The organism is Azospirillum sp. CT11-132, from assembly GCF_047302835.1.
In the GTDB taxonomy this organism is placed as follows: Bacteria; Pseudomonadota; Alphaproteobacteria; order Azospirillales; family Azospirillaceae; genus Azospirillum.
This window is the reverse complement of the sequence record NZ_JBGLZA010000003.1, coordinates 1,509,753-1,529,774: the sequence shown is the minus strand read 5'-3', so window position 1 is coordinate 1,529,774 and position 20,022 is coordinate 1,509,753. Positions and strand designations below refer to the sequence as shown.

Here is a 20,022-nt window from a genome sequence, read left to right as displayed (position 1 = left end):
ATGAAGCGTTTCTACAAGGCGGCGGGCGTCGGCGAGACCGAGCGCGGCTTTCAGGTCGAGTTGGACGGCCGTCCGGTGCGCAGCCCCGCCAAGGCGCCGCTGGTCTTCTCCAGCCGGCCGCTGGCCCAGGGCGTGGCTGACGAATGGGCCGCGCAGGGCGACCAGATCGACGCTCATTCCATGCCGCTGATGCAGCTATCGAGCACCGCCGTTGACCTGATCCCGGCCAAGCGGCCGGACATCGTCCAGGCCATCAGCGCCTATGCCGGCACCGACCTGTTGTGCTACCGCGCCGAACATCCCCAGCCGCTGGTGGAACGGCAGGCGCAGCTCTGGCAGCCGCTGCTGGATTGGGCGGCGCTGACATATGACGCGCCGCTGCATGTCTGCGCCGGGCTGATGCCGAAGCCGCAGCCGGAGGAGGCGCTGGCCGCCCTGCGCCGGGTGGTGGAGCGGACCGACGACTGGTATCTGTCGGCGCTGCAGACCGCGACCGGCGTCTGCGGGTCGATCGTCGTGGCGCTGGCCTTGCTGGAAGGCCGCCTCAGCGCCGAAGAGGCGTTCGAGGTCTCGCAGCTGGACGAAACCTATCAGATCGAGCAATGGGGCGAAGACGCCGAGGCCACGAAGCGCCGCGCGAACGTGCGCGCGGAGATCGTGGCCTGCAGACGGTTCGTGGATTTGCTGCGGGGGTGAGGTGTGGGGGGCAGACCCCCACACCGTCAGAAACCCCTTACTTCGTGGTGGTGGTGCCGGTCGAACCGGCGGTCGGGGCGGCGCCCGGTGCGACCTTCTCAGTCTCGGCCGGCTTGCGGCTCTTGTTCAGCGACGTCATGGTGTCGTCGTACTTGAACTCCGGCATCGACTTCACGTCGTCGCGGCTCATGCCGGCCAGGTTCAGGCGGTTGTTCTGCGAATCCCAGTTGGCGGCGCTGTAATCGACGGCGACCTGCTTCTCGCCGATGCCGAGGAAGCCGCCCGAGCTGATGACCAGCTGCTTGGCCTTGCCGTTGGCGTCGAGGATGACGTCCTCGATTTCGCCGATCTTGTTGTTGTCCCGGCCGTAGACGTTCTTGCCGATCAGCTCGTCGGCACTGGCCAGCTGGCCGCCCAGGCCGCCGGACGTGGCGGCGCTGCCGGACGTCATGCTGTCAGACTTGGTGGCGTCCGACTTCATCGTATCCGACTTCGTCGTGCCGGTCTTGGTGCCGTCCGGGGCCGCGGTGTTGGACATGCTGGAGGTGGAGGAAGACGGGTTGCCCACGGTCGGCGAAGTGGTCTGTGCGACGGCGGCTCCGGTCATGAGAGCCAGCGAAGCGGCGGTAGCGATCAGGATGCGACGCATGGGGGTGGCTCCTTTGTCGTTGTGTCGAGGACACGAGGTTCGTGTGTCGAGAGACATCGGAACAACAGCGACGGAGCCCGTTTTATTTCACCTTCCGGGAATTCTTTTGGTGAGTGACTACCCCTTTGAGGTGTGGTCCCAGTCCGGTTCGTGCGGACTCAGCGTCACCGGACCGGCCTGGAAGGTCAGCCGATTTTCGGCCGCACGCTGCACATCCTCCAGCCGCAGCAGGGCGAGTGCGGCGCCATCGCGGGCGCTGCGGATCTCGCCGGCATCCTTGCCGTCCAGCGTCACCGGAGTCCCCGCTTCCGGCGCCGCGCCGTCGAAGGTGACGGGGAACAGCTTCTTCTTGATGAGGGCGCGGTATTTGGTGCGGGCGGTCAGTTCCTGCCCCATGTAGCAGCCCTTGTCCCAGGAGATGGCGTTCAGCGCGTCCATCCGGCTTTCCAGCGGGATCGACTTTTCCGGGATCAGGTCCAGCGTGCCGTCGGGCACGCCGAGCGACAGGCGCAGCCGGTCGTAGCCCGCAACCTCACGCTGCGCCAATCCGGCCGACGCCAGTGCGACGACCCCATCGGCCGGCAGGAACAGGCGGGCGCCCAAGGCCGGCAGCCGCGGATCGGTGAAGGCGACGCCGCCGGCGAAGGGCCGGGCCGCCCCCGGTTCGGCAGGCAGCCCGAGCGCCTCCAGCGCGCCGTCCCCGAAGGCGACGGCCACGCGCAGCCGGTCGGCCCGGTCTTCCAGGGCGATCTTCGACCGCAGCTTGTACATCTTCAGCCGCCGCAGCAGGTCGGCGCGCCGATCCGTTTCCGGATCCAGCAGCAGGACGGCGTCCTCGCCGCCGTCCGACTCGACGATGCTGAAATCATGCAGGAACTTGCCCTGCGGGGTCAGGAACAGGGCATAGGCGGCATGGTCGGGCGTGACCCGCAGCACGTCGTTGGACACCAGCCCCTGCAGGAAGGCCTTGCGGTCCTCGCCCGAAACCGCCACCACGCTCCGCTGGTCCAGCACTGCGTAACCCGCCGACATCCTAGCCTCCCCATCACTCGATAGCCTGAAGTGTTGGGCCGAACGGGCCCGCTGGCAAGAGTCTGCCGCGTTGCGGAAGGCTGGGTTGCGGCAGCCGACTGTGGCATGATGACCAAAGCGGCAGATGCATCACCGTTGGGCAGAGGATCGGTTGTTGACGGCCGGTGGTGCCGCCGGATTACTCTGTTGGTAGCGGTGGCATGGCTTTGGCAATGCCATGCAGGTTTGACCTTTTCGCGGATTGCTCCCCCTTGCCTTCGCACGCCGAGACCTCACCCCCGGACGCTCCGCCGCCCCGTTTGGAGCTGCGCGGCATCACCAAGCGATTCCCCGGCTGCCTGGCCAACGACCATGTCGACCTCGTGCTGCAGCCGGGCGAGATCCATGCGCTGCTGGGCGAGAACGGGGCCGGCAAATCCACCCTGGTCAAGATGATCTACGGGGTGCTGCACCCCGATTCCGGCACGATGCTGTGGCAGGGAGTGGAGACGACGGTGCCCGATCCGGCCGGCGCCCGCCGGCTCGGCATCGGCATGGTGTTCCAGCATTTCTCGCTGTTCGACACGCTGACGGTGACGGAGAACATTGCGCTCGGCCTCGACAATGCCGGGCCAATGGACCAGCTCGCCGACCGCATCCGCACCGTTTCCGAACGCTATGGGCTGGCGCTCGACCCCGGCCGCCATGTCTTCCACCTGTCGGTGGGCGAGCGGCAGCGGGTGGAGATCGTGCGCTGCCTGTTGCAGGACCCGAAGCTGCTGATCATGGATGAGCCGACCTCGGTCCTGACGCCGCAGGAGGCCGCCAAGCTGTTCGAGACGCTGCGCGTCCTGGCCGCCGAAGGCTGCACGATCCTCTACATCTCGCACAAGCTGGAGGAAATCCGCGCCCTGTGCAGCCGCGCGACGGTGCTGCGCGCCGGCAAGGTGGTGGGCGACGCCGATCCGCGGCAGGAGACCGCACGCAGCCTCGCCGAGATGATGATGGGGGCGGAACTGTCCACCCCGGAACGGCCGCCGCAGGGCGCCGCCGGGACTGCCCGTCTGACGGTGCGCCATCTGTCGACGACCTCCGACAATCCCTTCGCCACCAACCTGAAGGATGTCAGCTTCGAAGTGCGGGCGGGCGAGATCCTGGGCATCGCTGGTGTCGCCGGCAACGGTCAGGCGGAACTGATGGCGGCGCTGAGCGGCGAGGTGCTGCTGGCCGACGCCGACGCCGTGGTGATCGAGGGCTCGTCGGCCGGTCATCTGGGACCGCGGGCCCGCCGCGAACTCGGCCTCGCCTTCGTGCCGGAGGAGCGGCTGGGCCGCGGCGCCGTGCCGGAACTGAGCCTGTCGGAGAACGCGCTGCTGTCCGGCTATGCCCGCGAACCGCTGGTGCGCGGCGGCATGGTCCATTTCGCCCGCGCCCGCGCCTATGCCGAGACCATCATCCGCGGCTTCAACGTTGTCGCCCATGGCCATCGGGCGGAGGCGCGGTCGCTGTCCGGCGGCAATCTGCAGAAATTCATCATCGGCCGCGAAATCCTGCAAAAGCCCAAGCTTCTGGTCGTCGGCCAGCCGACCTGGGGCGTCGACGCCGGTGCCGCGGCCGCCATTCACAAGGCGCTGATCGAGCTGGCGCGCTCGGGTGCGGCGGTGCTGGTCATCAGCCAGGACCTGGACGAGCTGTTCGTGCTGAGCGACCGCATTTCCGTGCTGTTCCACGGCCGCCTGTCCGACAGCCGGCCGACGCACGAGACGACGGTGGAACGCATCGGCCTGCTGATGGGCGGCCTGTTCGGCACGCCGCCGGACGAAGACGGGGAGATCACGCGTGCGGTCTGATGGTTATTTGAACGCCGGAGACGCCGCATGAGCTTCATCCGTCTGGAACCGCGCGGGCAGGCGTCGAAGACCATGGTCTATGCCACGCCGCTGCTGGCGGTGGCGCTGACCCTGCTCAGCGGCTTCATCCTGTTCATGGCGATGGGCTTCGACCCGCTGAAGGCGCTCTATTCCTTCTTCATCGCGCCGCTGACCTCGGTGCGTGGGCTGGGCGAGCTGGTGGTGAAGGCGACGCCGCTGGTGCTCTGCGCCGTCGGGCTCGCCATCGGCTTCCGCGCCAATGTCTGGAACATCGGCGCCGAAGGGCAATTGACGCTGGGCGCCATCACCGGCGGCGGGCTGGCGTTGGCCTTCTATGGCGAGGGCGGCTGGTGGCTGCTGCCGCTGATGGTGATCGGCGGGGCAATCGGCGGGGCGGTGTGGGCTGCGGTGCCGGCCTATCTGCGGCTGCGCTTCAACGCCAGCGAGATCCTGACCAGCCTGATGCTGAACTATGTGGCTCTGCTGCTGCTGAACTATCTGGTCCATGGCCCCTTCCGCGACCCGGACGGCTTCGCCTTCCCCGAATCGCGGCTGTTCGAGGCCGATGCCACGCTGCCCATCCTGTGGGCGGGGACGCGTGTCCATCTGGGGGCGCTCTTCGCGCTGCTGGCCGTGGCCGGCGGCTGGCTGCTGATCGCGCGCACCTTCATCGGCTTCCAGATCAAGGTGATCGGCCTGACCCCGGCCGCTGCCGGCTATGCCGGTTTCGACCAGAAGCGCATCGTCTGGCTGACGCTGCTGCTGTCCGGCGCGCTCGCCGGCGTCGCCGGCATGGGCGAGATCGCCGGCCCGATCGGCCAGATCACCGCCAGCATCTCGCCCGGCTACGGCTATACCGCCATCATCGTCGCCTTCCTGGGCCGGCTGCATCCGGTCGGCATCCTGCTGGCGGCGCTGCTGATGGCGCTGTCCTTCATCGGCGGCGAGGCGGCGCAGATCGCCATGGGCCTGCCCAAGGCCATCACCGGAGTGTTCCAGGGCATGCTTCTGTTCTTCCTGCTGGCGAGCGATGTGCTGATCCGCTACCGGTTCCGCTTCGGTGCGCGGAGGGCCGTGGCATGAACGACCTCGCCCTGATCGGCCCGATCCTGGCCGCAATGTTCGCCGCCGCGACGCCGCTGCTGCTCGCCGCCCTCGGCGAGCTGGTGGTCGAGAAGTCGGGCGTCCTCAACCTCGGTGTGGAGGGGATGATGCTGGTCGGCGCCGTTTGCGGCTTTGCCGTGACGGTGCAGACCGGCAGCGCCACCGCCGGCTTCCTCGTCGCCGCGCTGGCCGGTGCCGCCACCGCCTCGCTGTTCGCCGTGCTGACGCTGTTCCTGCTGGCCAATCAGGTGGCGACCGGGCTGGCGCTCACCCTGTTCGGCGTCGGCCTGTCGGCGCTGATCGGCCAGGGCTTCGTCGGCATCCCGCTGGACGGGCTGCCGAAGCTGTACATCCCGGTCCTGACCGACCTCCCGGTGGTGGGGCAGGCGGTGTTCGGGCAGGACGTGATGGTCTATCTGGCGGTGGCCGCCGTGCCGCTGGTGCATCTGTTCCTCTACCGCACCCGCGCCGGTCTGGTGCTGCGCGCGGTGGGGGAGAACCACACGGCAGCCCATGCGCTTGGCTACAAGGTGCTGCGCATCCGCTTTCTGGCGGTGCTGTTCGGCGGGGCCATGGCCGGGCTGGGCGGCGCCTTCCTGTCGATGGACTACACGCCGATGTGGGCGGAGAACATGACGTCGGGCCGCGGCTGGATTGCGCTGGCGCTGGTGGTCTTCGCCACCTGGAAACCGGCGCGCGCCATGCTGGGCGCTTGGCTGTTCGGTGGCGTCACCATCCTGCAGCTGCACGTCCAGGGGCTGGGCATCGACGTGCCGTCGCAGCTCTTGTCGATGCTGCCGTATCTGGCTACCGTTCTGGTTCTGGTGCTGATTTCGCGGGACGTCGCCCGCATCCGCCTGAACGCGCCGGCCTGTCTGGGAAAACTGTTTCATCCCGATGCTTGACGCGTCGTTTTGAAATCGAAACAAAGCCCATATCTAAAGATCAGCAGAACTCTAAAAGACCTGAAGAACAAGGAGCGTCGACGTGAACAGAAGGACGATGGGCAAGGCGGTGCTTGGCTTGGCCGGTGCCGCGGTCGCGCTGAGCGTGGGCATGGGGTCCGCCTTCGCGCAGGAGAAGCTGAAGGTCGGGTTCGTCTATGTCGGCCCGGTCAGCGACCACGGCTACAGCTACCAGCACGACCAGGGCCGTCTGGCCGTGGAGAAGGCGCTGGGCGACAAGGTCACCACCACCTTCGTCGAGAATGTGCCGGAAGGCGCCGACGCGGAGCGCGTGATCGAGCAACTGGCCTCCAGCGGCCACAAGCTGATCTTTACCACGTCCTTCGGCTTCATGAACCCGACGCTGAAGGTGGCCAAGCGCCACCCCGACGTGAAGTTCGAGCATGCCACCGGCTATAAGCGCGCCGAGAACGTCGCCACCTATTCAGGCCGCTTCTACGAGGCCCGCACGGTGGTCGGCGCGATCGCCGGCAAGATGACCAAGTCGAACATCATCGGCTATATCGGCTCCTACCCGATTCCCGAGGTGGTCAGCGGCATCAACGCCTTCACTATCGCGCTGCGCGAGCAGAACCCGAAGGCCGAGGTCCGCGTGGTCTGGGTCAACAGCTGGTACGACCCCGGCAAGGAAGCCGAGGCCGCCAAGGCTCTGGCCGACCAGGGCGCCGACATCATCGTCCAGCACACCGACAGCCCGGCCCCGATCCAGACCGCGCAGGAGCGCGGGCTGTGGTCGGTCGGCCAGTCGTCGGACATGACCCGCTTCGGTCCGAAGTCGCACCTGACCGCGATCGTCGAGGACTGGAACGGCTACTATGTCGACCGCGTCAAGGCGGTGCTGGACGGCACCTGGAAGCCGATCGACACCTGGGGCGGCATCAAGTCCGGCATGGTCGAACTTGCTCCCTACAACCCGGCCATCCCGGCCGACGTCGTGACGCTGGCCGACCAGATCAAGGCCGACATCGTGTCGGGCAAGCGCCACTCCTTCCAGGGGCCGGTCAAGGACCAGTCCGGCAAGGTCGTCATTCCGGAAGGCAAGCATGCCACCGACGAGCAGATCCTGAAGATGGACTGGTACGTCGAAGGCGTGCAGGGCAAGGTTCCGAAGTAAGCACTGCGATTCCGCGCGGCGGACCGGGGGAGTGTGCCTCCGGTCCGCCCGTGCGGATCGGCGATGTGGGGGGGGGGGCGATGGATGGAAGCAGCCTCTACGACCGCGATTTCTACGCCTGGGCGAATGAACAGGCGGCCCTTCTGCGGGCCGGCAAGCTCGACGCGGCGGACATCGAGCACATCGCCGAGGAGATCGAGAGCATGGGGCGCAGCGAGAAGCGTGAACTGGTCAACCGCTTGGTCGTTCTGCTCCTTCATTTGCTGAAATGGCGCTATCAGGCGCCGCTGCGTGGCAACAGCTGGCGCCTCAGCATTGAGGAGCAGCGCTATCGGCTGGCCGCCCATTTGCGTGACAACCTGAGCCTCAAGTCATCGCTTGGGGAGTCCGTAGAGGATGCATACCGGCTTTCATTGATTGCGGCCGAACGCGAAACCGGCATTTCGCGTCGAGTTTTTCCCTCGGAGTGCCCGTGGAGCTTCGCCGAGATGATGGACGAGTCGTTCTGGCCGGACGCCTGAGCGGCGCCTCCTGACGCCTTCTCGCGCTACAGATACTCGCCCAGCAGCCGCAGGAACGGACGGGCTTCCTGCAGGACCAGGGTGGTCTGGTGGAACAGGTCCTCGGGCGAGGCGTGATGTTCCAGGCGGATTTCCGAGAACAGGATGATCTTCTGCCCGCCCTGGACGATGAAGCGGACATGCGGCAGCCCTTCGATCCCGCGCAGGACCGCGAGCAGGGCGCGGCGGCGCTCCGGGGCCTGGGCGGTGTAGGGAACATGGCCGACATCGGCCCAAATCTGGCAGATCGACCCGCCGCCTTCCTCCGGCCCCTCGTGCCGGACGGCGACGTTGAAGGGCAGGCCGTCGGCCATGAAGGTCAGCTTGCAGGGGCGGGGTGGCTTGGCGATGCCCAGCACGCCTTCCGGCGTCACCTCGATCGAACCGGGATTGATCGGCAGGGCGCCGTCCGGCACTTCGGCCAGCGATTGAATGGTCTTCAGATCGGGAACGGACAAGGCGGCACGCTCGGCTTCTGGGTCGACGGAAACGACAGCATGGGCGCTGGCCGCTAAAATTCTGTAAAGGCTCGGAACGCACAGCTAGAATGGCTGTTCGCTGTGGTCTGAAAATACGAAGAAAGCAGGCGATGTCCGCCATCGATACCGTCGTCGTCCCCATCCACCGTGCCGGCTGGCCCTTCATCGCCGGATTCGCCGTGGTTTCCCTGATCCTCGGTCTCGCCGTCTGGGCGCCGCTCGGCTGGATCGGCCTGGTGCTCACCCTGTGGTGCGCCTATTTCTTCCGCGATCCCGACCGGGTGACGCCGACGCGGCCCGGCCTGCTGGTCAGTCCGGCGGACGGGCGCGTCACCATGATCGTCCAGGCCGTGCCGCCGAAGGAATTGGGCATGGGCGACAAGGCGCTGACCCGGATCAGCGTCTTCCTCAACGTCTTCAACGTCCACGTCAACCGTGTGCCGGCCGACGGCACCATCGTGGCGGCGGAATACCACAAGGGCACCTTCGTCAACGCCGCGCTGGACAAGGCGAGCGACGAGAATGAACGGATGGCCTTCCGCCATCGCCTGCCGGACGGGCGCGAGATCGCCTATGTCCAGATCGCCGGGCTGGTGGCGCGCCGCATCCTGTGGTGGGTGAAGGCCGGGCAGCAGGTGAAAGCGGGCGAACGCTTCGGCCTGATCCGCTTCGGCAGCCGCACCGACATCTATCTGCCGGACGGCGTGTCTCCGCTGGTCTGCGTCGGCCAGACCGCCATCGGCGGCGAGACGATCCTGGCCGACCTGAACGGCACCGAACCGCAACGGCAAGGGGACGTGCGGCGATGAAACGACCGCCCGTCTTCCGCCAGCAAATCTTCCGCCCGCACCGGGCCCGCCGTCCCGGCCGGCCGCATCCACGGCTGAAAGGGCTGTCGATCAACCACCTGTTGCCGAACGTCCTGACGGTGCTGGCGCTCTGCTCCGGCCTGACGGCGATCCGATTCGCCATGCAGGGGCGGTGGGAGCCGGCGGTCATCGCCATCGTCATCGCCGCCATCCTGGACGCGCTGGACGGCCGAATCGCCCGTCTGCTGAACGGACAGAGCAAGTTCGGGGCGGAGTTGGACAGCCTGTCCGACGCCATCAGCTTCGGCGTCGCGCCGGCCTTCATGATGTATCTGTGGGGGCTGAACGGGGCGGGCAGCCTGGGCTGGATCGCCGCCATGGCCTATGCCGTGTGCTGTGCGCTGCGTCTGGCGCGCTTCAACTCGCGTCTCGGCGTGGTCGATCTGCCGCCCTGGGCCTACAACTATTTCACCGGCGTACCAGCGCCGGCCGGTGCCGGCCTCGTGCTGCTGCCGATGATCCTGGGGTTCGAGATCGGGCCGCAATATCCCGGACATCCGGCGGTCATCGTGCCGTGGACGCTGCTGATCGGCGGGTTGATGGTCAGCACCCTGCCGACCTTCTCCTTCAAAGGCGCGCGGGTTCCGGCCCATTGGGTGGTACCGGCGCTGGCCGGTGTCGGCCTGCTGGCCGCGATGATGGTCAGCCAGCCCTGGTGGACGCTGTCCATCGTCGGCACCGTCTATATGGTCAGCCTGCCATTCTCCATCGCCCAGTTCCGCAAGCTGCAGCGTGCCGCAGAACTGATGCGAACGGAGATCGAGGAGCCGGTTCCCGAGTCGCAGTATCCCGAGCCGCCGGAGTCGCAGGCCACCGAAGCCACGACCCCCGGGGGTGAGCCAAGGAAGCCGGTCTGACCGGCTTCCCGTCTTCTCATTCCGCCGCAGCCAGTTCCGCCACCAGTTCGGCTGCAGACCCGGTGGCGGCCAGTTCGGCGACGGTGACCCGCGCCACCATCGGGATCTGTCCCAGGCAGCGGCCGATATGGTCGGTCTCCGCCTGCGGCAGGTCGCCGACCTCCATGGAGATGGCGAGCGTATCGTCGGTCAGCCGGCTGTGCAGGGCCAGCGGGACCAGCCCGCGCTTGGCGAGATATTCGAGGATGCGGGGCAGGGTGCCGGGATCGGCGTCGGCGACCAGGGAAAAGGCGACGCGGCGACCGGGCGCGGTAACACGGGCATCCGAAGCGGATGCGGCAGCGGTGTTCATGGTCTTGGACATGGCGTGATCGGGCCTTCAGACGGTTCTGCGGAATGGACGAGCGAAATCCCCGGCTCTCAAAGGAGAACCGGGCCGCTAATTCGCAGAATGCCGTCGAAGCGATGCACGATCATGGAGAGGAGCCTAAGCGGCCTGTCGCCGACAGTCAACAGGGGTGAACTCGCCGAACGGTTGGGCGCGTCGCGTTTGGGGAGCGCCGGAGGAGCGCCCTTCCCCCTTGGTGGTGGCAAGCGGTCACGTTCGAGCCGGACAGGAACAAAGTCCAGGGGATGCCGTTCAGTTTCCGCTTGTCCGTCACAAATGCTCCACCAGAAGGGAGAAGGCCATGCTCGGCACTATTCTGCTCATCATCCTGATTCTGTTGCTTCTCGGTGCCGTTCCGGCCTGGCCGCACAGCCGTGGCTGGGGCTACGGTCCCAGCGGCATCCTCGGCGTGCTGCTGATCGTCCTGATCGTTCTGCTGCTGATGGGCCGGATCTGATCCCCAGCCTGTCTGTCTGATGCTATCTGCCAGATGCGCGGCGGGGCCGGCGGAGCGCGAACATCAGCCATCCGACCGGCCCCAGCATCAGCACCATCACCAACCAGCCGGCGCGTGGCCCGAACGGGCAGCGCGATCCGGCCGGCGGGCGCCAGCCGCCGCCACGGCGCGACAGCGCCACATGCAGAAGCGGCAGCCCATAGAGGACGAATAGGACCAGCCAGGGAAACAGGGCCCCAGGAATCCAGGCGGAGAGATCGGCGTTCATCGACCGACGATAGCATCATTCCCAGACCTGTAGCGACCGATCGTCACATCATAGTCCGGGCGCATGCAGTCTCGGTTGCGCTCCGCACAGAGCGACGAGGTTGAAGCCGGCAGGGACTTTCCGCTAGGGTCGTCGGCGAGATCGTCCGAAGGGCCTAGCCATGGCACTGGAAATCGAGCGGCGCTTTCTGGTCCGCAAGGATGTCCGGCATCTCTGCCGGGATGGCATCCGAATCCTCCAGGGATACCTGCCGTCTGACGGCGCCAGCACGGTCCGCGTCCGCATTGCGGAGGACTGCGCCACATTGACGATAAAATCGCTGAAGCGGGGCGCTTGCCGGGACGAGGTGGAACACCCGCTGGCACTGGATTTCGCCTGCCAACTTCTGCTCCATGGCTGCGAAGGGCGGGTGATCGAAAAGACGCGCTATCGCCACCGTCAGGATGGGCTGTGCTGGGAGATCGACGTCTTCCACGGCGAAAATGCCGGGCTGGTCATCGCGGAAGTCGAGTTGGACTCTCCCGACCAGATGGTGCCGCTGCCGGACTGGATCGGTGCGGAGGTCACCACCCTGCGCGCCTACGGCAACTCCGCCCTGTCCCGCGCGCCGATCCGGCGCTGGTCGGCCGCCGCGGCCTGACGGCGCGGAGGTCGGGCGTGCGGCTCCGCTGCCGCACGCCTCCTAAAAAGCAGGCTCGAAAAATCAGGCTGTCCGCACCTTGTTCAGGAAGCCCTGGACCTCGCCGCGCAGGCGGTCGGCCTGGGTGGCGAGCGTGCGGCTGGCGGTCAGGACCGCATCGGCGGCGCCGCCGGTCTTGGTGGCGGCGGTGGTCACCTCGGCGATGTTGCGCATCACCTGCTGGGTGCCTTCGGCCGCCTGCTGGACATTCTGGGCGATTTCGCGGGTTGCGCTGCCCTGCTGCTCCATCTCATGGGCGATGTCGGTGACGGTTCCGCTGATGGCGGTCACGGCTTCGGAGATGGTGCGGATGGCGTCCACCGCGCTGGTGGTGGCGGTCTGCATCTCCGCGACCTGGGCGGAGATCTCCTCGGTCGCCTTGGCGGTCTGGCCGGCGAGGTTCTTCACCTCGGTCGCCACCACGGCGAAACCCTTGCCGGCTTCACCGGCGCGGGCGGCTTCGATGGTCGCGTTGAGCGCCAGCAGGTTGGTCTGCTCGGCGATCTCGCCGATCAGGCCGACGACCTGGCCGATCCGCTCGGCGGCGAGCGACAGCCCTTCGACGATGCTGTTGGTCTGCACCGCCTTATCGGCGGCACCGGAGGCGGTGGCGGAACTGGCGTTGAGCTGGCGGGAGATCTCGGCGATGGAAGCCGACAACTCCTCCGCCGCCGCCGCGACCGTCTGCACGTTGGCGGTCGCCTGCTGCGAGGCGGTGGCGACGGCGGTGGACTTCGCGGTGGTCAGCGCCGCGTCCGACGACATCTCCTGCGCATCCCGGCCCAGCGAGTTAGCCGATTCGGTCAGCGACATGACCACGCCCGACACCGCCTGTTCGAAGCCGTTGGCGAACTCGTTCATCGTGCGGCGACGGTCGGCGTCGATCTGGATGCGCATCTCCTCCCGCTCGCGCTCCATCCGCCGCATCTCCAGGGCGTTGTCCTTGAAGATGGTCATGGCGGCGGCCATGTTGCGCAGTTCGTCCTTGCGGTCGCTGCCGGGGACGTCGACAGTCAGGTCTCCTTCGGCCAGCCGGCCCATGGCGCCGGTCATGGCGTGCAACGGGTGGGTGATGGCACGGTCGATGATCCAGGCCATCAGCATGCCGAGGATCAGCGCAACGGCGGCCCCCACGGCGATCACCATCCCGGCGCTGGCGCGCCCGGCTTCGCGGTCGTCGCGCTGCAGGCTGACCAGCCGGCCGACCTGCCCGCTGACCGTCGCGGACGCCTTGGCCATCGCCGCCGATGCCTCGTGCTGCTTGGCGACGGCGGACGACAGCGAGGCGAATTCCGAGTCGAAGGCCCGCGCGGCTTCGGTGATGGCGGCGATCAGCGCGCGCCCTTCCTGGTCGACCAGAACGGCGCCGGCCTGTTCGGCAAGCCCCAGGATCTCCTTCACCGCGGTGTCGACCATGGCCTTGGCGTCGGCCGTGCCGGTCAGCAGAAAATCGCGCTGGCCCAGCATCGCGGATTGGGCGCCCTGCACCAGCCGCATTGCCAGACCGCGCAGCATCACCGCCTCGTTCACCTCGCTCTGGGCGTATTTGGAGGCTTCGCTCAGGGCCTCGGTCACCATTGCCTGATTCTGTTGCAACTCCACCGCGCGCTCCTGCACGCCGCGCGCGGCCTCGTCGAGTCCGGTGGCCACCCCCGCCTCGGTGAGCGCCGCGATGCCCTTGCTGCGCAGGGCCTTGACGGTATCGTGATAGGCGCGGGCATCGCCGGCGATCCGGGCGGCGAGTTCCTCGTCATTGGTGCCGACGAGGTCCTTGGCAACGGTGTCGGTGGTCTCCACCAGCTCGTCCAGCGCCGCCACGATGCGGTCGGCCAGCGCCTCGTCCGTGTTGCGGCGGAGTTCGCTCTGCTGACGCCGGACTTCCAGAACCCGTTCGATCACACGGTTCGCGCGCTCGGCCGTATCCATGCTGTGGCGCAGCTCGGTATCGGCGCCGCGCTTGCTGGCCATGTTCAAATCATAGCGTTCGGACTGCTGCTTGCCGATCTTTTCGGCGATCTCACGCAGCGCGCGGGCGCGCGTTTCCATGCTGGCGGTGCGGGCGTGCGCCTCGCCGTCCTGTGCGACGAAATTGGCGAAGGCGCCACGGTAGCCGTCGATGCCGGACAGAACCTCGTCCAGCAGACGCCGGCCCTCGCCCTCGGTCAGGGCGGCGCGGGTTTCCTGCGCTTCGCTCTGCAGGGCGTCCAGCATTCCCGGAACATTGGCCGCGGCCTTGGCATCGCGTTCGGTGACGAAGCGCGCCTCCTCCAGCCGGACCGACTTCAGCCGGGTGTCGAGGTCGGCGGTGTGTGACGCCAAATCGACCCGCTCGGCATAGGTGCTCAGGCTGTTCCAGCCGACGAACGCCACGCCCACGGTCAGCAGCAGCACGGCGGCGAAGCCAAGCGCGATCCGCGTTCCGATCGTCATGGATTTTGGACTCCCCGATGGCATCGCCTGTGCGGCGACCCTTTTCTCCCGATCATTGGGACGATTGAACCACAGCTCGGTTAACGTCCGGTTTGATTCAGGTCAGGAAACCCACTTATTTCAGAAGCGGTCGGGCATCCACGACGGTGCGCCGCAAAATATGCGGTGCAACCGGTCGATCATCTTTTCTTCACCATGAAGCAAACCGGTTCTCCACAATGAACGAGCGCTTGCATGCCCCGTGAACAGACTGGCGAAGGCGGCCACGCCCAGGCGGATCGGTGGTTCAATGACTTGCTCCATTTCGGAGATGTTTCCCCTGGATTGAACAACCTCAAGGTGATACTTCCTGCAGTTACCGGGGATTAAATGATCTTTTATCTCAAAAGTGGCAGATTCCGACAGGCCGGCCGGATAACCGCGCGCCTCCAGCGACAGCGCTATATCGAGCGGGCGGATCAGCCACTCCTCGCGCATCTCCAGCGTCACGCCGTCTCCGGCCATCAGCGCCAGCGTGTCGTCGGGGCCGCCGCGCCAAGTCACCCGGTCGACCTGGGCACGGAAACCGGCCAACAGGGCCATGGCGGGCTCCAGCGCCCGCGGCGAGGGCAGGCAGGCATCAGCGACGGCAAGCCGCCGGTCCTGCGGCGGCGTCACCGCGATATAGCCGTCGTCGTTGCGATAGAGGTCGGCCGGTTCGCCATCGGGGCAGAGGGCGAGCGTCCACAGCGCCTCTGTCCGTTCCGGCAGGCCGTTCTGTTCCGCAAGCATCGGCCGGCGGAGCATCGCCAGCGGCGCGGCATCGAGCGGATCCGCGGGCAGGAGGGAGGCTGCCGTCGCCCCGGCTTGTGCGAAGGCCATCGGCGGGGCGCTCCAGCGACAGGTGACACCGCCGCGGCCGAAGCCGAGTCGCTGGTAAAAGGGTAGGGTTGCCGGGCAGAGGACCGAAAGCGCCGCCCCGGCATTCCGCCCTTCCATCATCAGGGCCCGCATCAATGCGCTGCCATGACCGGCGCCGCGCAGGGCCGGGTCGACCGCCACCATGGCGATGGCCTGCACCGGAACCGGGCGTCCGCCGAACCACTGCTCCATCATCCAGTGCGCGGCACAGGCGGCCAATACGGTGCCCGTGGGTCGTGGAACTCTCAAGACGCGGATGCTGTCGATGCCGAACAGCCCGGCATAGCGGTCGAACAGATCGCGCGACAGCCCGAAGCCGAGCCGCGCGAGGTGAGCGACGTCGCTCAGTTCGTCCGGATGGGCCGGGCCATACCCGTGATGTGGAGCGGGGAGGGAGACGGCCGTCCTCCGCTCATTCTGCGGCGGGCGGGACCGCGGCGACGCGGGTCGGGATCAGAGCGGCAAGGATGCGCGACTGTTCATCCAGGCGGCCTTCCATCCGGCTGATGCGTTCGCCCTGATTGTGGACGGTGACCTGCAGGTCTTTGAGGCGGTGGTCTATGCCGTCAAGGCGCTGGTCGACGCCATCAAGCCGCTGCTCCACCCGGTCGAGGCGCTGTTCCACGCTGTCGAGACGCTGTTCTACACGGTCAAGCCGCTGTTCCACCCGCTCGAACTTCCCGTCGAAGTGGGTCTTCAGATCCAGGATCGCGTTCAGAATTTCGGCATTGTTCGACATGTACGCCTCCGCAAGGATGATAGCGCAACAGCGCGGGCGCCGACAAGGTAGGCGGGGAGTGCCGTCAGTTTGAAGAAATCTCACTCAAGCGTGTGCATTTGTCGCGCTGCTCAACCTTTCCGCTGCCCATCCGGCCGCCTCGCGCACCACGTCGCTGCCGTCCTCCCGCAGGGCCTCGGCCACCGGTCGCAACGCCGGATCGCCGCTGTTGCCGATGGCGACCAGCACGTTGCGGACGAAGCGGTCGCGGCCGATGCGCTTGATGGGGGAGCCGCTGAACACCTGCCGGAAACCGGCATCGTCCAGTTGCGCCAGATCGGCCAGCCGCGGCGCGGTCAATTCGGCCCGCGGCAGGAAGGCGGGTTCGCTTGTCGCGCGGGCGAACTTGTTCCAGGGGCAGGCGGCGAGGCAATCGTCACAGCCATAGATGCGGTTTCCCATCAGCGGCTTGAGCTCGTCGGGGATCGGCCCCTTATGCTCGATGGTCAGATAGCTGATGCAGCGCCGAGCGTCGATCTGGTAGGGAGCCGGGAAGGCGGCGGTCGGGCAGGCGGTCTGGCAACGGTCGCAGGAGCCGCAGCGGTCGCGGGCCGGCGGGTCCGGCGGCAACTCCAGCGTCGTGTAGATCTCGCCCAGGAACAGCCAGGAGCCATGGTCGCGCGACACCAGATTGGTGTGCTTGCCCTGCCAACCGAGCCCGGCCTGCGCCGCCAGCGGCTTTTCCATCACCGGGGCGGTGTCGACAAACACCTTCACCCCCGCCTTGGTCTGGTGGGCAAGCCATTGGGCCAGCGTCTTCAGCCGCCCCTTGACCAAGTCGTGATAGTCCCGGTTGCGGGCATAGACGGAGACGACGCCGCGGTCGGGATGCTCCGCCAGCCGGCGCGGGTCGTCGTGCGGGGCGTAGCTGGTGCCGAGCGCGATAACGGTGCGCGCCTCGTCCCACAGGGATTGCGGATGGCTGCGCTGGTCGCTGCGCTCTGCCATCCAGCCCATGTCGCCATGCCGGCCCGCGGCGACGAAGCGGGCGAGCCGCTCGCGCGCCTCCGGTCCCAGCGCGGCGGGGGCGAATCCCACCGCGTCGAATCCCACCGCCAGCGCACGGTCGCGGATGGCGTCGCGCAGCCGCGCCGGGTCGGCGGACGCCAGCGGAGCGGGCTTAGCCGCGGCCACGATAGGTCTGGACGTCCTGCGAAGGGATCCAGACGCCCTTCGGCGGTTCGCCGGTCTGGAAGAAGACGTCGATGGGGATGCCGCCGCGCGGATACCAGTAGCCGCCGATGCGCAGCCACACCGGCGACAACTCGTCCACCAGCCGCTTGCCGATGCCGACGGTGCAGGCCTCGTGGAAGGCGCCGTGGTTGCGGAAGCTGGTCAGGAACAGCTTCAGCGACTTCGATTCCACCAGCCAGTCACCGGGCACATAGTCGATGACCAGATGGGCGAAATCGGGCTGGCCGGTGATCGGGCAGAGCGAGGTGAACTCCGGCGCGGTGAAGCGCACGCAGTAGGGGGTGCCGGGATTCGGGTTCGGCACCCGCTCCAGCACCGCCTCCTCCGGGGTCTTGGGCTGGACGGTAGAGCCGCCGAGCTGGGTCAGGCCGGCATAGATGTTCTCAGTCATCGGTCTTTTCCTCCGCCACCCGCTCTGCCTTCGGCGGATCGCTGTCTTTGCCCGCCTTCGGCGGGCGGCCTTGCTTCGGCGGCTTGCCGGGCTTGGCGATGGGGTCGACGGTCGCCTCGATGTCGCCTTCGTTCATGCGGGCTTCCATCGCGCTGGCGACCTCTTCGAAATTGCCGTCCTCGATGGCCTGCCGCATCGTCCGCATCACGTCCTGGTAGTAATGCAGGTTGTGCCAGGTCAGCAGCATCGGCCCCAGCATCTCGTCCGCCTTGAACAGATGATGCAGATAGCCCCGGCTGTAGCTGCGGCAAGCGGGGCAGGTGCAGTCGGCGTCGAGCGGGCGCTCGTCATGGGCATGGCGGGCGTTGCGGATGTTGATGGTGCCGCGGCGGACGAAGGCCTGTCCGGTGCGGCCCGAGCGGGTCGGCATCACGCAGTCGAACATGTCGACACCGCGCCGCACGGCGCCGATCAGGTCGCTCGGCCGGCCGACGCCCATCAGGTAGCGCGGGCGGTCCTTGACCATCAGCGGTTCGGTGAAGTCCAGCACGCGGAACATCGTCTCCTGACCCTCGCCGACCGCCAGGCCGCCGATGGCGTAGCCGTCGAAGCCGATGTCGCTCAGGGCGGCGACACTCTCCGCCCGCAACTCCGGATAGACGCTGCCCTGGACGATGCCGAACAGGCCGTAGCCGGGCCGCTCGACAAAGGCGTCCTTGCTGCGGCGCGCCCAGCGCATCGACAGGCGCATGGACGATTCGGCTTGAGCCTCGGTCGCCGGGAAGGGCGTGCACTCGTCCAGGCACATGGTGATGTTGCTGTCCAGCATGTGCTGGATCTGGATCGAGCGTTCCGGCGTCAGGTGGTGGCGGCTGCCGTCCAGGTGCGATTTGAAGGTGACGCCTTCCTCCGACATGGTGCGCAGGTCGGACAGGCTCATCACCTGGAAGCCGCCGCTGTCGGTCAGGATCGGCTTGTCCCAGTTCATGAAGCGGTGCAGTCCGCCCAGCTGCGCCACCCGCTCCGCCGTCGGGCGCAGCATCAGGTGATAGGTGTTGCCCAGCAGGATTTCCGCGCCGGTCGAGGCCACCGCGTCGGTGGTCATCGCCTTCACCGTTGCCGCGGTGCCGACCGGCATGAAGGCCGGCGTCTCGATGGTGCCGTGGGCGGTGGTCACGCGGCCACGCCGCGCCCGCCCGTCGGTCGCCAGAAGGTCAAAGCCGATGCCGGTCATGATGGGTCCGTCCTGTGCAGCAGCGAGGCGTCGCCGTAGCTGAAAAAGCGATAGTTGGTGTCGATGGCGTGCTGATAAGCCGCCCGCATGCGGTCATAGCCGGCGAAGGCGCAGACCAGCATGAACAGGGTCGATTTCGGCAGGTGGAAGTTGGTCCACAAGAGATCGACGATGCGGAAACGGTAGCCGGGGGTGATGAAGATGTCGGTGTCGCCGCTGAAGGGAACCAGCGTCCCGTCCTCCCGCCCCGCCGTCTCCAGGATGCGCAGTGCCGTGGTGCCGACCGAGACGATCCGGCCGCCGGCCTTGCGCGTCTCGTTCACCGCCGCGGCGGTTTCATGAGAGATTTCGCCCCACTCGCTGTGCATCTTGTGGTCGGCGATGTCGTCGACCTTCACCGGCAGGAAGGTGCCGGCGCCGACATGCAGCGTCACCGGTACCCGCCGCACGCCGCGCGCATCCAGCGCCGCCAGCAGTTCCGGCGTGAAGTGCAACCCGGCGGTGGGAGCGGCGACGGCGCCCTCGCGGGCGGCGAAGACGGTCTGGTAGTCGGCGTTGTCGCCCTCGTCGGCCTTGCGGCGGATGTAGGGCGGCAGCGGCATCCGGCCATGGCGGTGCAGCGCCTCCATCAGCTCCGCCCCGCCGGCGGAGAAGCGCAGCCGCACCTCCATCCCGTCCTTTGCGATCACCTCGGCGCTGAAGTCCTCGGCAATCACGATGGTGTCGCCGGGCTTCAGCCGCTTGCCGGGCTTGGAGAAGGTCGCCCATTCCCGCTCGCCCAACCGTTTGTGCAGCGTGATCTCCACCGCCACCTCGCCCCGCCGGCCGTCGAGCCGGGCGGGAATCACGCGGGTGTCGTTGACGACCATCAGGTCGCCCGGCTGCAGCAGCGTCGGCAGGTCCCGCACGATGAGGTCGCGCAAGGTCTGGCCCACCTCCAGCAGGCGGGCGGCGTCACGCGGCCGGACGGGATGCTCGGCGATCCGGTCGGGCGGCAGGTCGAAGTCGAAATCGGCGGTCTTCATGGGAGGGGCAAGCTATAGACTGAACGGTGGGCGGATGGGAAGGGTCTGGGCTGTGCCAATCCTATGCCCCCTCCCTAACCCTCCCCCGCGTTCCGCGGGAGAG

General features: G+C 67.4%; 22 protein-coding genes and 1 pseudogene. 10 read left to right on the top strand and 13 right to left on the bottom strand.

Annotated features, from left to right (window positions below; genetic code table 11):
* A complete protein-coding gene (locus ACCD06_RS12950) occupies nucleotides 1-696 on the top strand; it encodes an ATP12 family chaperone protein (RefSeq protein ID WP_109073978.1) in 696 nt (231 codons plus the stop codon).
* Nucleotides 697-733: 37 nt separating this feature from the next.
* Here ACCD06_RS12950 and ACCD06_RS12945 read toward each other — a convergent pair whose 3' ends face one another.
* Both ACCD06_RS12945 and ACCD06_RS12940 read right to left on the bottom strand, forming a co-directional pair.
* Entirely contained in the window at nucleotides 734-1,345 is a 612-nt protein-coding gene (locus tag ACCD06_RS12945) for a PRC-barrel domain-containing protein (protein ID WP_109073977.1), read from the bottom strand.
* Between the two features lie 117 nt (nucleotides 1,346-1,462).
* Nucleotides 1,463-2,377: a YgfZ/GcvT domain-containing protein gene (locus tag ACCD06_RS12940; RefSeq protein WP_109073976.1), complete on the bottom strand. Its 915-nt coding sequence runs from the start codon at nucleotides 2,375-2,377 to the stop codon at nucleotides 1,463-1,465.
* A 212-nt stretch (nucleotides 2,378-2,589) separates the two neighbouring features.
* On the opposite strand from ACCD06_RS12940, the gene ACCD06_RS12935 reads away from it, so the two are divergent.
* From ACCD06_RS12935 to ACCD06_RS12915, 5 genes are all read left to right on the top strand, one after another.
* Nucleotides 2,590-4,206: an ABC transporter ATP-binding protein gene (locus ACCD06_RS12935; RefSeq protein WP_413341095.1), complete on the top strand. Its 1,617-nt coding sequence runs from the start codon at nucleotides 2,590-2,592 to the stop codon at nucleotides 4,204-4,206.
* 27 nt (nucleotides 4,207-4,233) lie between these two features.
* Nucleotides 4,234-5,310 (top strand): ABC transporter permease, encoded by a 1,077-nt coding sequence (locus ACCD06_RS12930; protein WP_413341093.1) that lies wholly within the window; start codon nucleotides 4,234-4,236, stop codon nucleotides 5,308-5,310.
* Nucleotides 5,307-6,236, top strand: a complete 930-nt coding sequence (locus tag ACCD06_RS12925) for an ABC transporter permease (protein ID WP_109073973.1) — start codon at nucleotides 5,307-5,309, stop codon at nucleotides 6,234-6,236. The genes ACCD06_RS12930 and ACCD06_RS12925 overlap by 4 nt, the downstream gene beginning before the upstream one ends.
* Nucleotides 6,237-6,333: 97 nt before the next feature.
* A complete protein-coding gene (locus tag ACCD06_RS12920; RefSeq protein WP_109073972.1) occupies nucleotides 6,334-7,410 on the top strand; it encodes a BMP family ABC transporter substrate-binding protein in 1,077 nt (358 codons plus the stop codon).
* A gap of 80 nt (nucleotides 7,411-7,490) precedes the next feature.
* Nucleotides 7,491-7,931, top strand: coding sequence for a DUF29 domain-containing protein (locus ACCD06_RS12915; protein ID WP_413341091.1), 441 nt, complete (start codon nucleotides 7,491-7,493; stop codon nucleotides 7,929-7,931).
* Between the two features lie 26 nt (nucleotides 7,932-7,957).
* On the opposite strand, the gene ACCD06_RS12910 is transcribed toward ACCD06_RS12915, so the two are convergent.
* Nucleotides 7,958-8,428, bottom strand: a complete 471-nt coding sequence (locus ACCD06_RS12910; RefSeq protein WP_413341089.1) for a hypothetical protein — start codon at nucleotides 8,426-8,428, stop codon at nucleotides 7,958-7,960.
* Nucleotides 8,429-8,559: 131 nt separating this feature from the next.
* Here ACCD06_RS12910 and ACCD06_RS12905 point away from each other — a divergent pair, with 131 nt between their 5' ends.
* A complete protein-coding gene (locus ACCD06_RS12905; protein WP_413341087.1) occupies nucleotides 8,560-9,258 on the top strand; it encodes a phosphatidylserine decarboxylase in 699 nt (232 codons plus the stop codon).
* Nucleotides 9,255-10,175 carry a CDP-alcohol phosphatidyltransferase family protein gene (locus ACCD06_RS12900; RefSeq protein ID WP_413341085.1) on the top strand — a complete coding sequence of 307 codons (921 nt, stop codon included), beginning with the start codon at nucleotides 9,255-9,257 and terminating at the stop codon, nucleotides 10,173-10,175. The genes ACCD06_RS12905 and ACCD06_RS12900 overlap by 4 nt, the downstream gene beginning before the upstream one ends.
* A 16-nt stretch (nucleotides 10,176-10,191) precedes the next feature.
* On the opposite strand, the gene ACCD06_RS12895 is transcribed toward ACCD06_RS12900, so the two are convergent.
* A complete protein-coding gene (locus ACCD06_RS12895) occupies nucleotides 10,192-10,539 on the bottom strand; it encodes a hypothetical protein (protein ID WP_413341083.1) in 348 nt (115 codons plus the stop codon).
* A gap of 325 nt (nucleotides 10,540-10,864) precedes the next feature.
* Between ACCD06_RS12895 and ACCD06_RS12890 the strand changes: the two genes are divergently transcribed.
* Entirely contained in the window at nucleotides 10,865-11,020 is a 156-nt protein-coding gene (locus ACCD06_RS12890) for a DUF3309 family protein (protein WP_082860756.1), read from the top strand.
* 22 nt (nucleotides 11,021-11,042) lie between these two features.
* Here the strand turns inward: ACCD06_RS12890 and ACCD06_RS12885 are convergent, their stop codons facing one another.
* A complete protein-coding gene (locus tag ACCD06_RS12885) occupies nucleotides 11,043-11,288 on the bottom strand; it encodes a hypothetical protein (RefSeq protein ID WP_413341080.1) in 246 nt (81 codons plus the stop codon).
* A 160-nt stretch (nucleotides 11,289-11,448) separates the two neighbouring features.
* On the opposite strand from ACCD06_RS12885, the gene ACCD06_RS12880 reads away from it, so the two are divergent.
* Nucleotides 11,449-11,928 (top strand): CYTH domain-containing protein, encoded by a 480-nt coding sequence (locus ACCD06_RS12880; protein WP_413341078.1) that lies wholly within the window; start codon nucleotides 11,449-11,451, stop codon nucleotides 11,926-11,928.
* A 63-nt stretch (nucleotides 11,929-11,991) separates the two neighbouring features.
* Here ACCD06_RS12880 and ACCD06_RS12875 read toward each other — a convergent pair whose 3' ends face one another.
* The 8 genes and pseudogenes from ACCD06_RS12875 to queA form a co-directional block, all read right to left on the bottom strand.
* On the bottom strand, nucleotides 11,992-14,397 hold the full coding sequence (locus tag ACCD06_RS12875) for a methyl-accepting chemotaxis protein (protein ID WP_413341076.1): 2,406 nt from the start codon (nucleotides 14,395-14,397) through the stop codon (nucleotides 11,992-11,994).
* A gap of 120 nt (nucleotides 14,398-14,517) precedes the next feature.
* Complete coding sequence (locus tag ACCD06_RS12870; RefSeq protein ID WP_413342497.1) at nucleotides 14,518-14,874, bottom strand: sterol carrier protein domain-containing protein; 357 nt, start codon at nucleotides 14,872-14,874, stop codon at nucleotides 14,518-14,520.
* 432 nt (nucleotides 14,875-15,306) lie between these two features.
* Nucleotides 15,307-15,648, bottom strand: a pseudogene (locus tag ACCD06_RS12865) (GNAT family N-acetyltransferase); the annotation flags it as partial.
* 61 nt (nucleotides 15,649-15,709) lie between these two features.
* Nucleotides 15,710-16,036: a hypothetical protein gene (locus ACCD06_RS12860; RefSeq protein WP_413341073.1), complete on the bottom strand. Its 327-nt coding sequence runs from the start codon at nucleotides 16,034-16,036 to the stop codon at nucleotides 15,710-15,712.
* An 84-nt stretch (nucleotides 16,037-16,120) separates the two neighbouring features.
* The gene (queG, locus tag ACCD06_RS12855) at nucleotides 16,121-17,209 is read right to left on the bottom strand and encodes a tRNA epoxyqueuosine(34) reductase QueG (RefSeq protein ID WP_413341071.1); all 1,089 of its coding nucleotides are present in this window, start codon (nucleotides 17,207-17,209) and stop codon (nucleotides 16,121-16,123) included.
* Nucleotides 17,196-17,660 (bottom strand): preQ(1) synthase, encoded by a 465-nt coding sequence (gene queF, locus ACCD06_RS12850; RefSeq protein ID WP_109073962.1) that lies wholly within the window; start codon nucleotides 17,658-17,660, stop codon nucleotides 17,196-17,198. Before queF ends, queG begins: the two co-directional genes overlap by 14 nt.
* Nucleotides 17,653-18,894, bottom strand: coding sequence for a tRNA guanosine(34) transglycosylase Tgt (tgt, locus tag ACCD06_RS12845; protein WP_136704341.1), 1,242 nt, complete (start codon nucleotides 18,892-18,894; stop codon nucleotides 17,653-17,655). The genes queF and tgt overlap by 8 nt, the downstream gene beginning before the upstream one ends.
* On the bottom strand, nucleotides 18,891-19,919 hold the full coding sequence (queA, locus tag ACCD06_RS12840; protein ID WP_413341068.1) for a tRNA preQ1(34) S-adenosylmethionine ribosyltransferase-isomerase QueA: 1,029 nt from the start codon (nucleotides 19,917-19,919) through the stop codon (nucleotides 18,891-18,893). Before queA ends, tgt begins: the two co-directional genes overlap by 4 nt.
* Between the last annotated feature and the right edge of the window lie 103 nt (nucleotides 19,920-20,022).

Excerpts from the sequence above, each read along its gene's own strand:
- ACCD06_RS12880 (WP_413341078.1), top strand. The coding sequence starts at position 11,449 with ATGGCACTGGAAATCGAGCGGCGCTTTCTGGTCCGCAAGGATGTCCGG.
- queA (WP_413341068.1), bottom strand. The coding sequence starts at position 19,919 with ATGAAGACCGCCGATTTCGACTTCGACCTGCCGCCCGACCGGATCGCC.
- ACCD06_RS12870 (WP_413342497.1), bottom strand. The coding sequence starts at position 14,874 with ATGCGCGAGGAGTGGCTGATCCGCCCGCTCGATATAGCGCTGTCGCTG.
- ACCD06_RS12860 (WP_413341073.1), bottom strand. The coding sequence starts at position 16,036 with ATGTCGAACAATGCCGAAATTCTGAACGCGATCCTGGATCTGAAGACC.
- ACCD06_RS12950 (WP_109073978.1), top strand. The coding sequence starts at position 1 with ATGAAGCGTTTCTACAAGGCGGCGGGCGTCGGCGAGACCGAGCGCGGC.
- ACCD06_RS12900 (WP_413341085.1), top strand. The coding sequence starts at position 9,255 with ATGAAACGACCGCCCGTCTTCCGCCAGCAAATCTTCCGCCCGCACCGG.
- ACCD06_RS12890 (WP_082860756.1), top strand. The coding sequence starts at position 10,865 with ATGCTCGGCACTATTCTGCTCATCATCCTGATTCTGTTGCTTCTCGGT.
- tgt (WP_136704341.1), bottom strand. The coding sequence starts at position 18,894 with ATGACCGGCATCGGCTTTGACCTTCTGGCGACCGACGGGCGGGCGCGG.
- ACCD06_RS12895 (WP_413341083.1), bottom strand. The coding sequence starts at position 10,539 with ATGTCCAAGACCATGAACACCGCTGCCGCATCCGCTTCGGATGCCCGT.
- ACCD06_RS12945 (WP_109073977.1), bottom strand. The coding sequence starts at position 1,345 with ATGCGTCGCATCCTGATCGCTACCGCCGCTTCGCTGGCTCTCATGACC.
- ACCD06_RS12915 (WP_413341091.1), top strand. The coding sequence starts at position 7,491 with ATGGATGGAAGCAGCCTCTACGACCGCGATTTCTACGCCTGGGCGAAT.
- ACCD06_RS12885 (WP_413341080.1), bottom strand. The coding sequence starts at position 11,288 with ATGAACGCCGATCTCTCCGCCTGGATTCCTGGGGCCCTGTTTCCCTGG.
- ACCD06_RS12935 (WP_413341095.1), top strand. The coding sequence starts at position 2,590 with ATGCCATGCAGGTTTGACCTTTTCGCGGATTGCTCCCCCTTGCCTTCG.
- ACCD06_RS12875 (WP_413341076.1), bottom strand. The coding sequence starts at position 14,397 with ATGACGATCGGAACGCGGATCGCGCTTGGCTTCGCCGCCGTGCTGCTG.
- ACCD06_RS12920 (WP_109073972.1), top strand. The coding sequence starts at position 6,334 with ATGGGCAAGGCGGTGCTTGGCTTGGCCGGTGCCGCGGTCGCGCTGAGC.
- ACCD06_RS12940 (WP_109073976.1), bottom strand. The coding sequence starts at position 2,377 with ATGTCGGCGGGTTACGCAGTGCTGGACCAGCGGAGCGTGGTGGCGGTT.
- queF (WP_109073962.1), bottom strand. The coding sequence starts at position 17,660 with ATGACTGAGAACATCTATGCCGGCCTGACCCAGCTCGGCGGCTCTACC.
- ACCD06_RS12905 (WP_413341087.1), top strand. The coding sequence starts at position 8,560 with ATGTCCGCCATCGATACCGTCGTCGTCCCCATCCACCGTGCCGGCTGG.
- ACCD06_RS12925 (WP_109073973.1), top strand. The coding sequence starts at position 5,307 with ATGAACGACCTCGCCCTGATCGGCCCGATCCTGGCCGCAATGTTCGCC.
- ACCD06_RS12930 (WP_413341093.1), top strand. The coding sequence starts at position 4,234 with ATGAGCTTCATCCGTCTGGAACCGCGCGGGCAGGCGTCGAAGACCATG.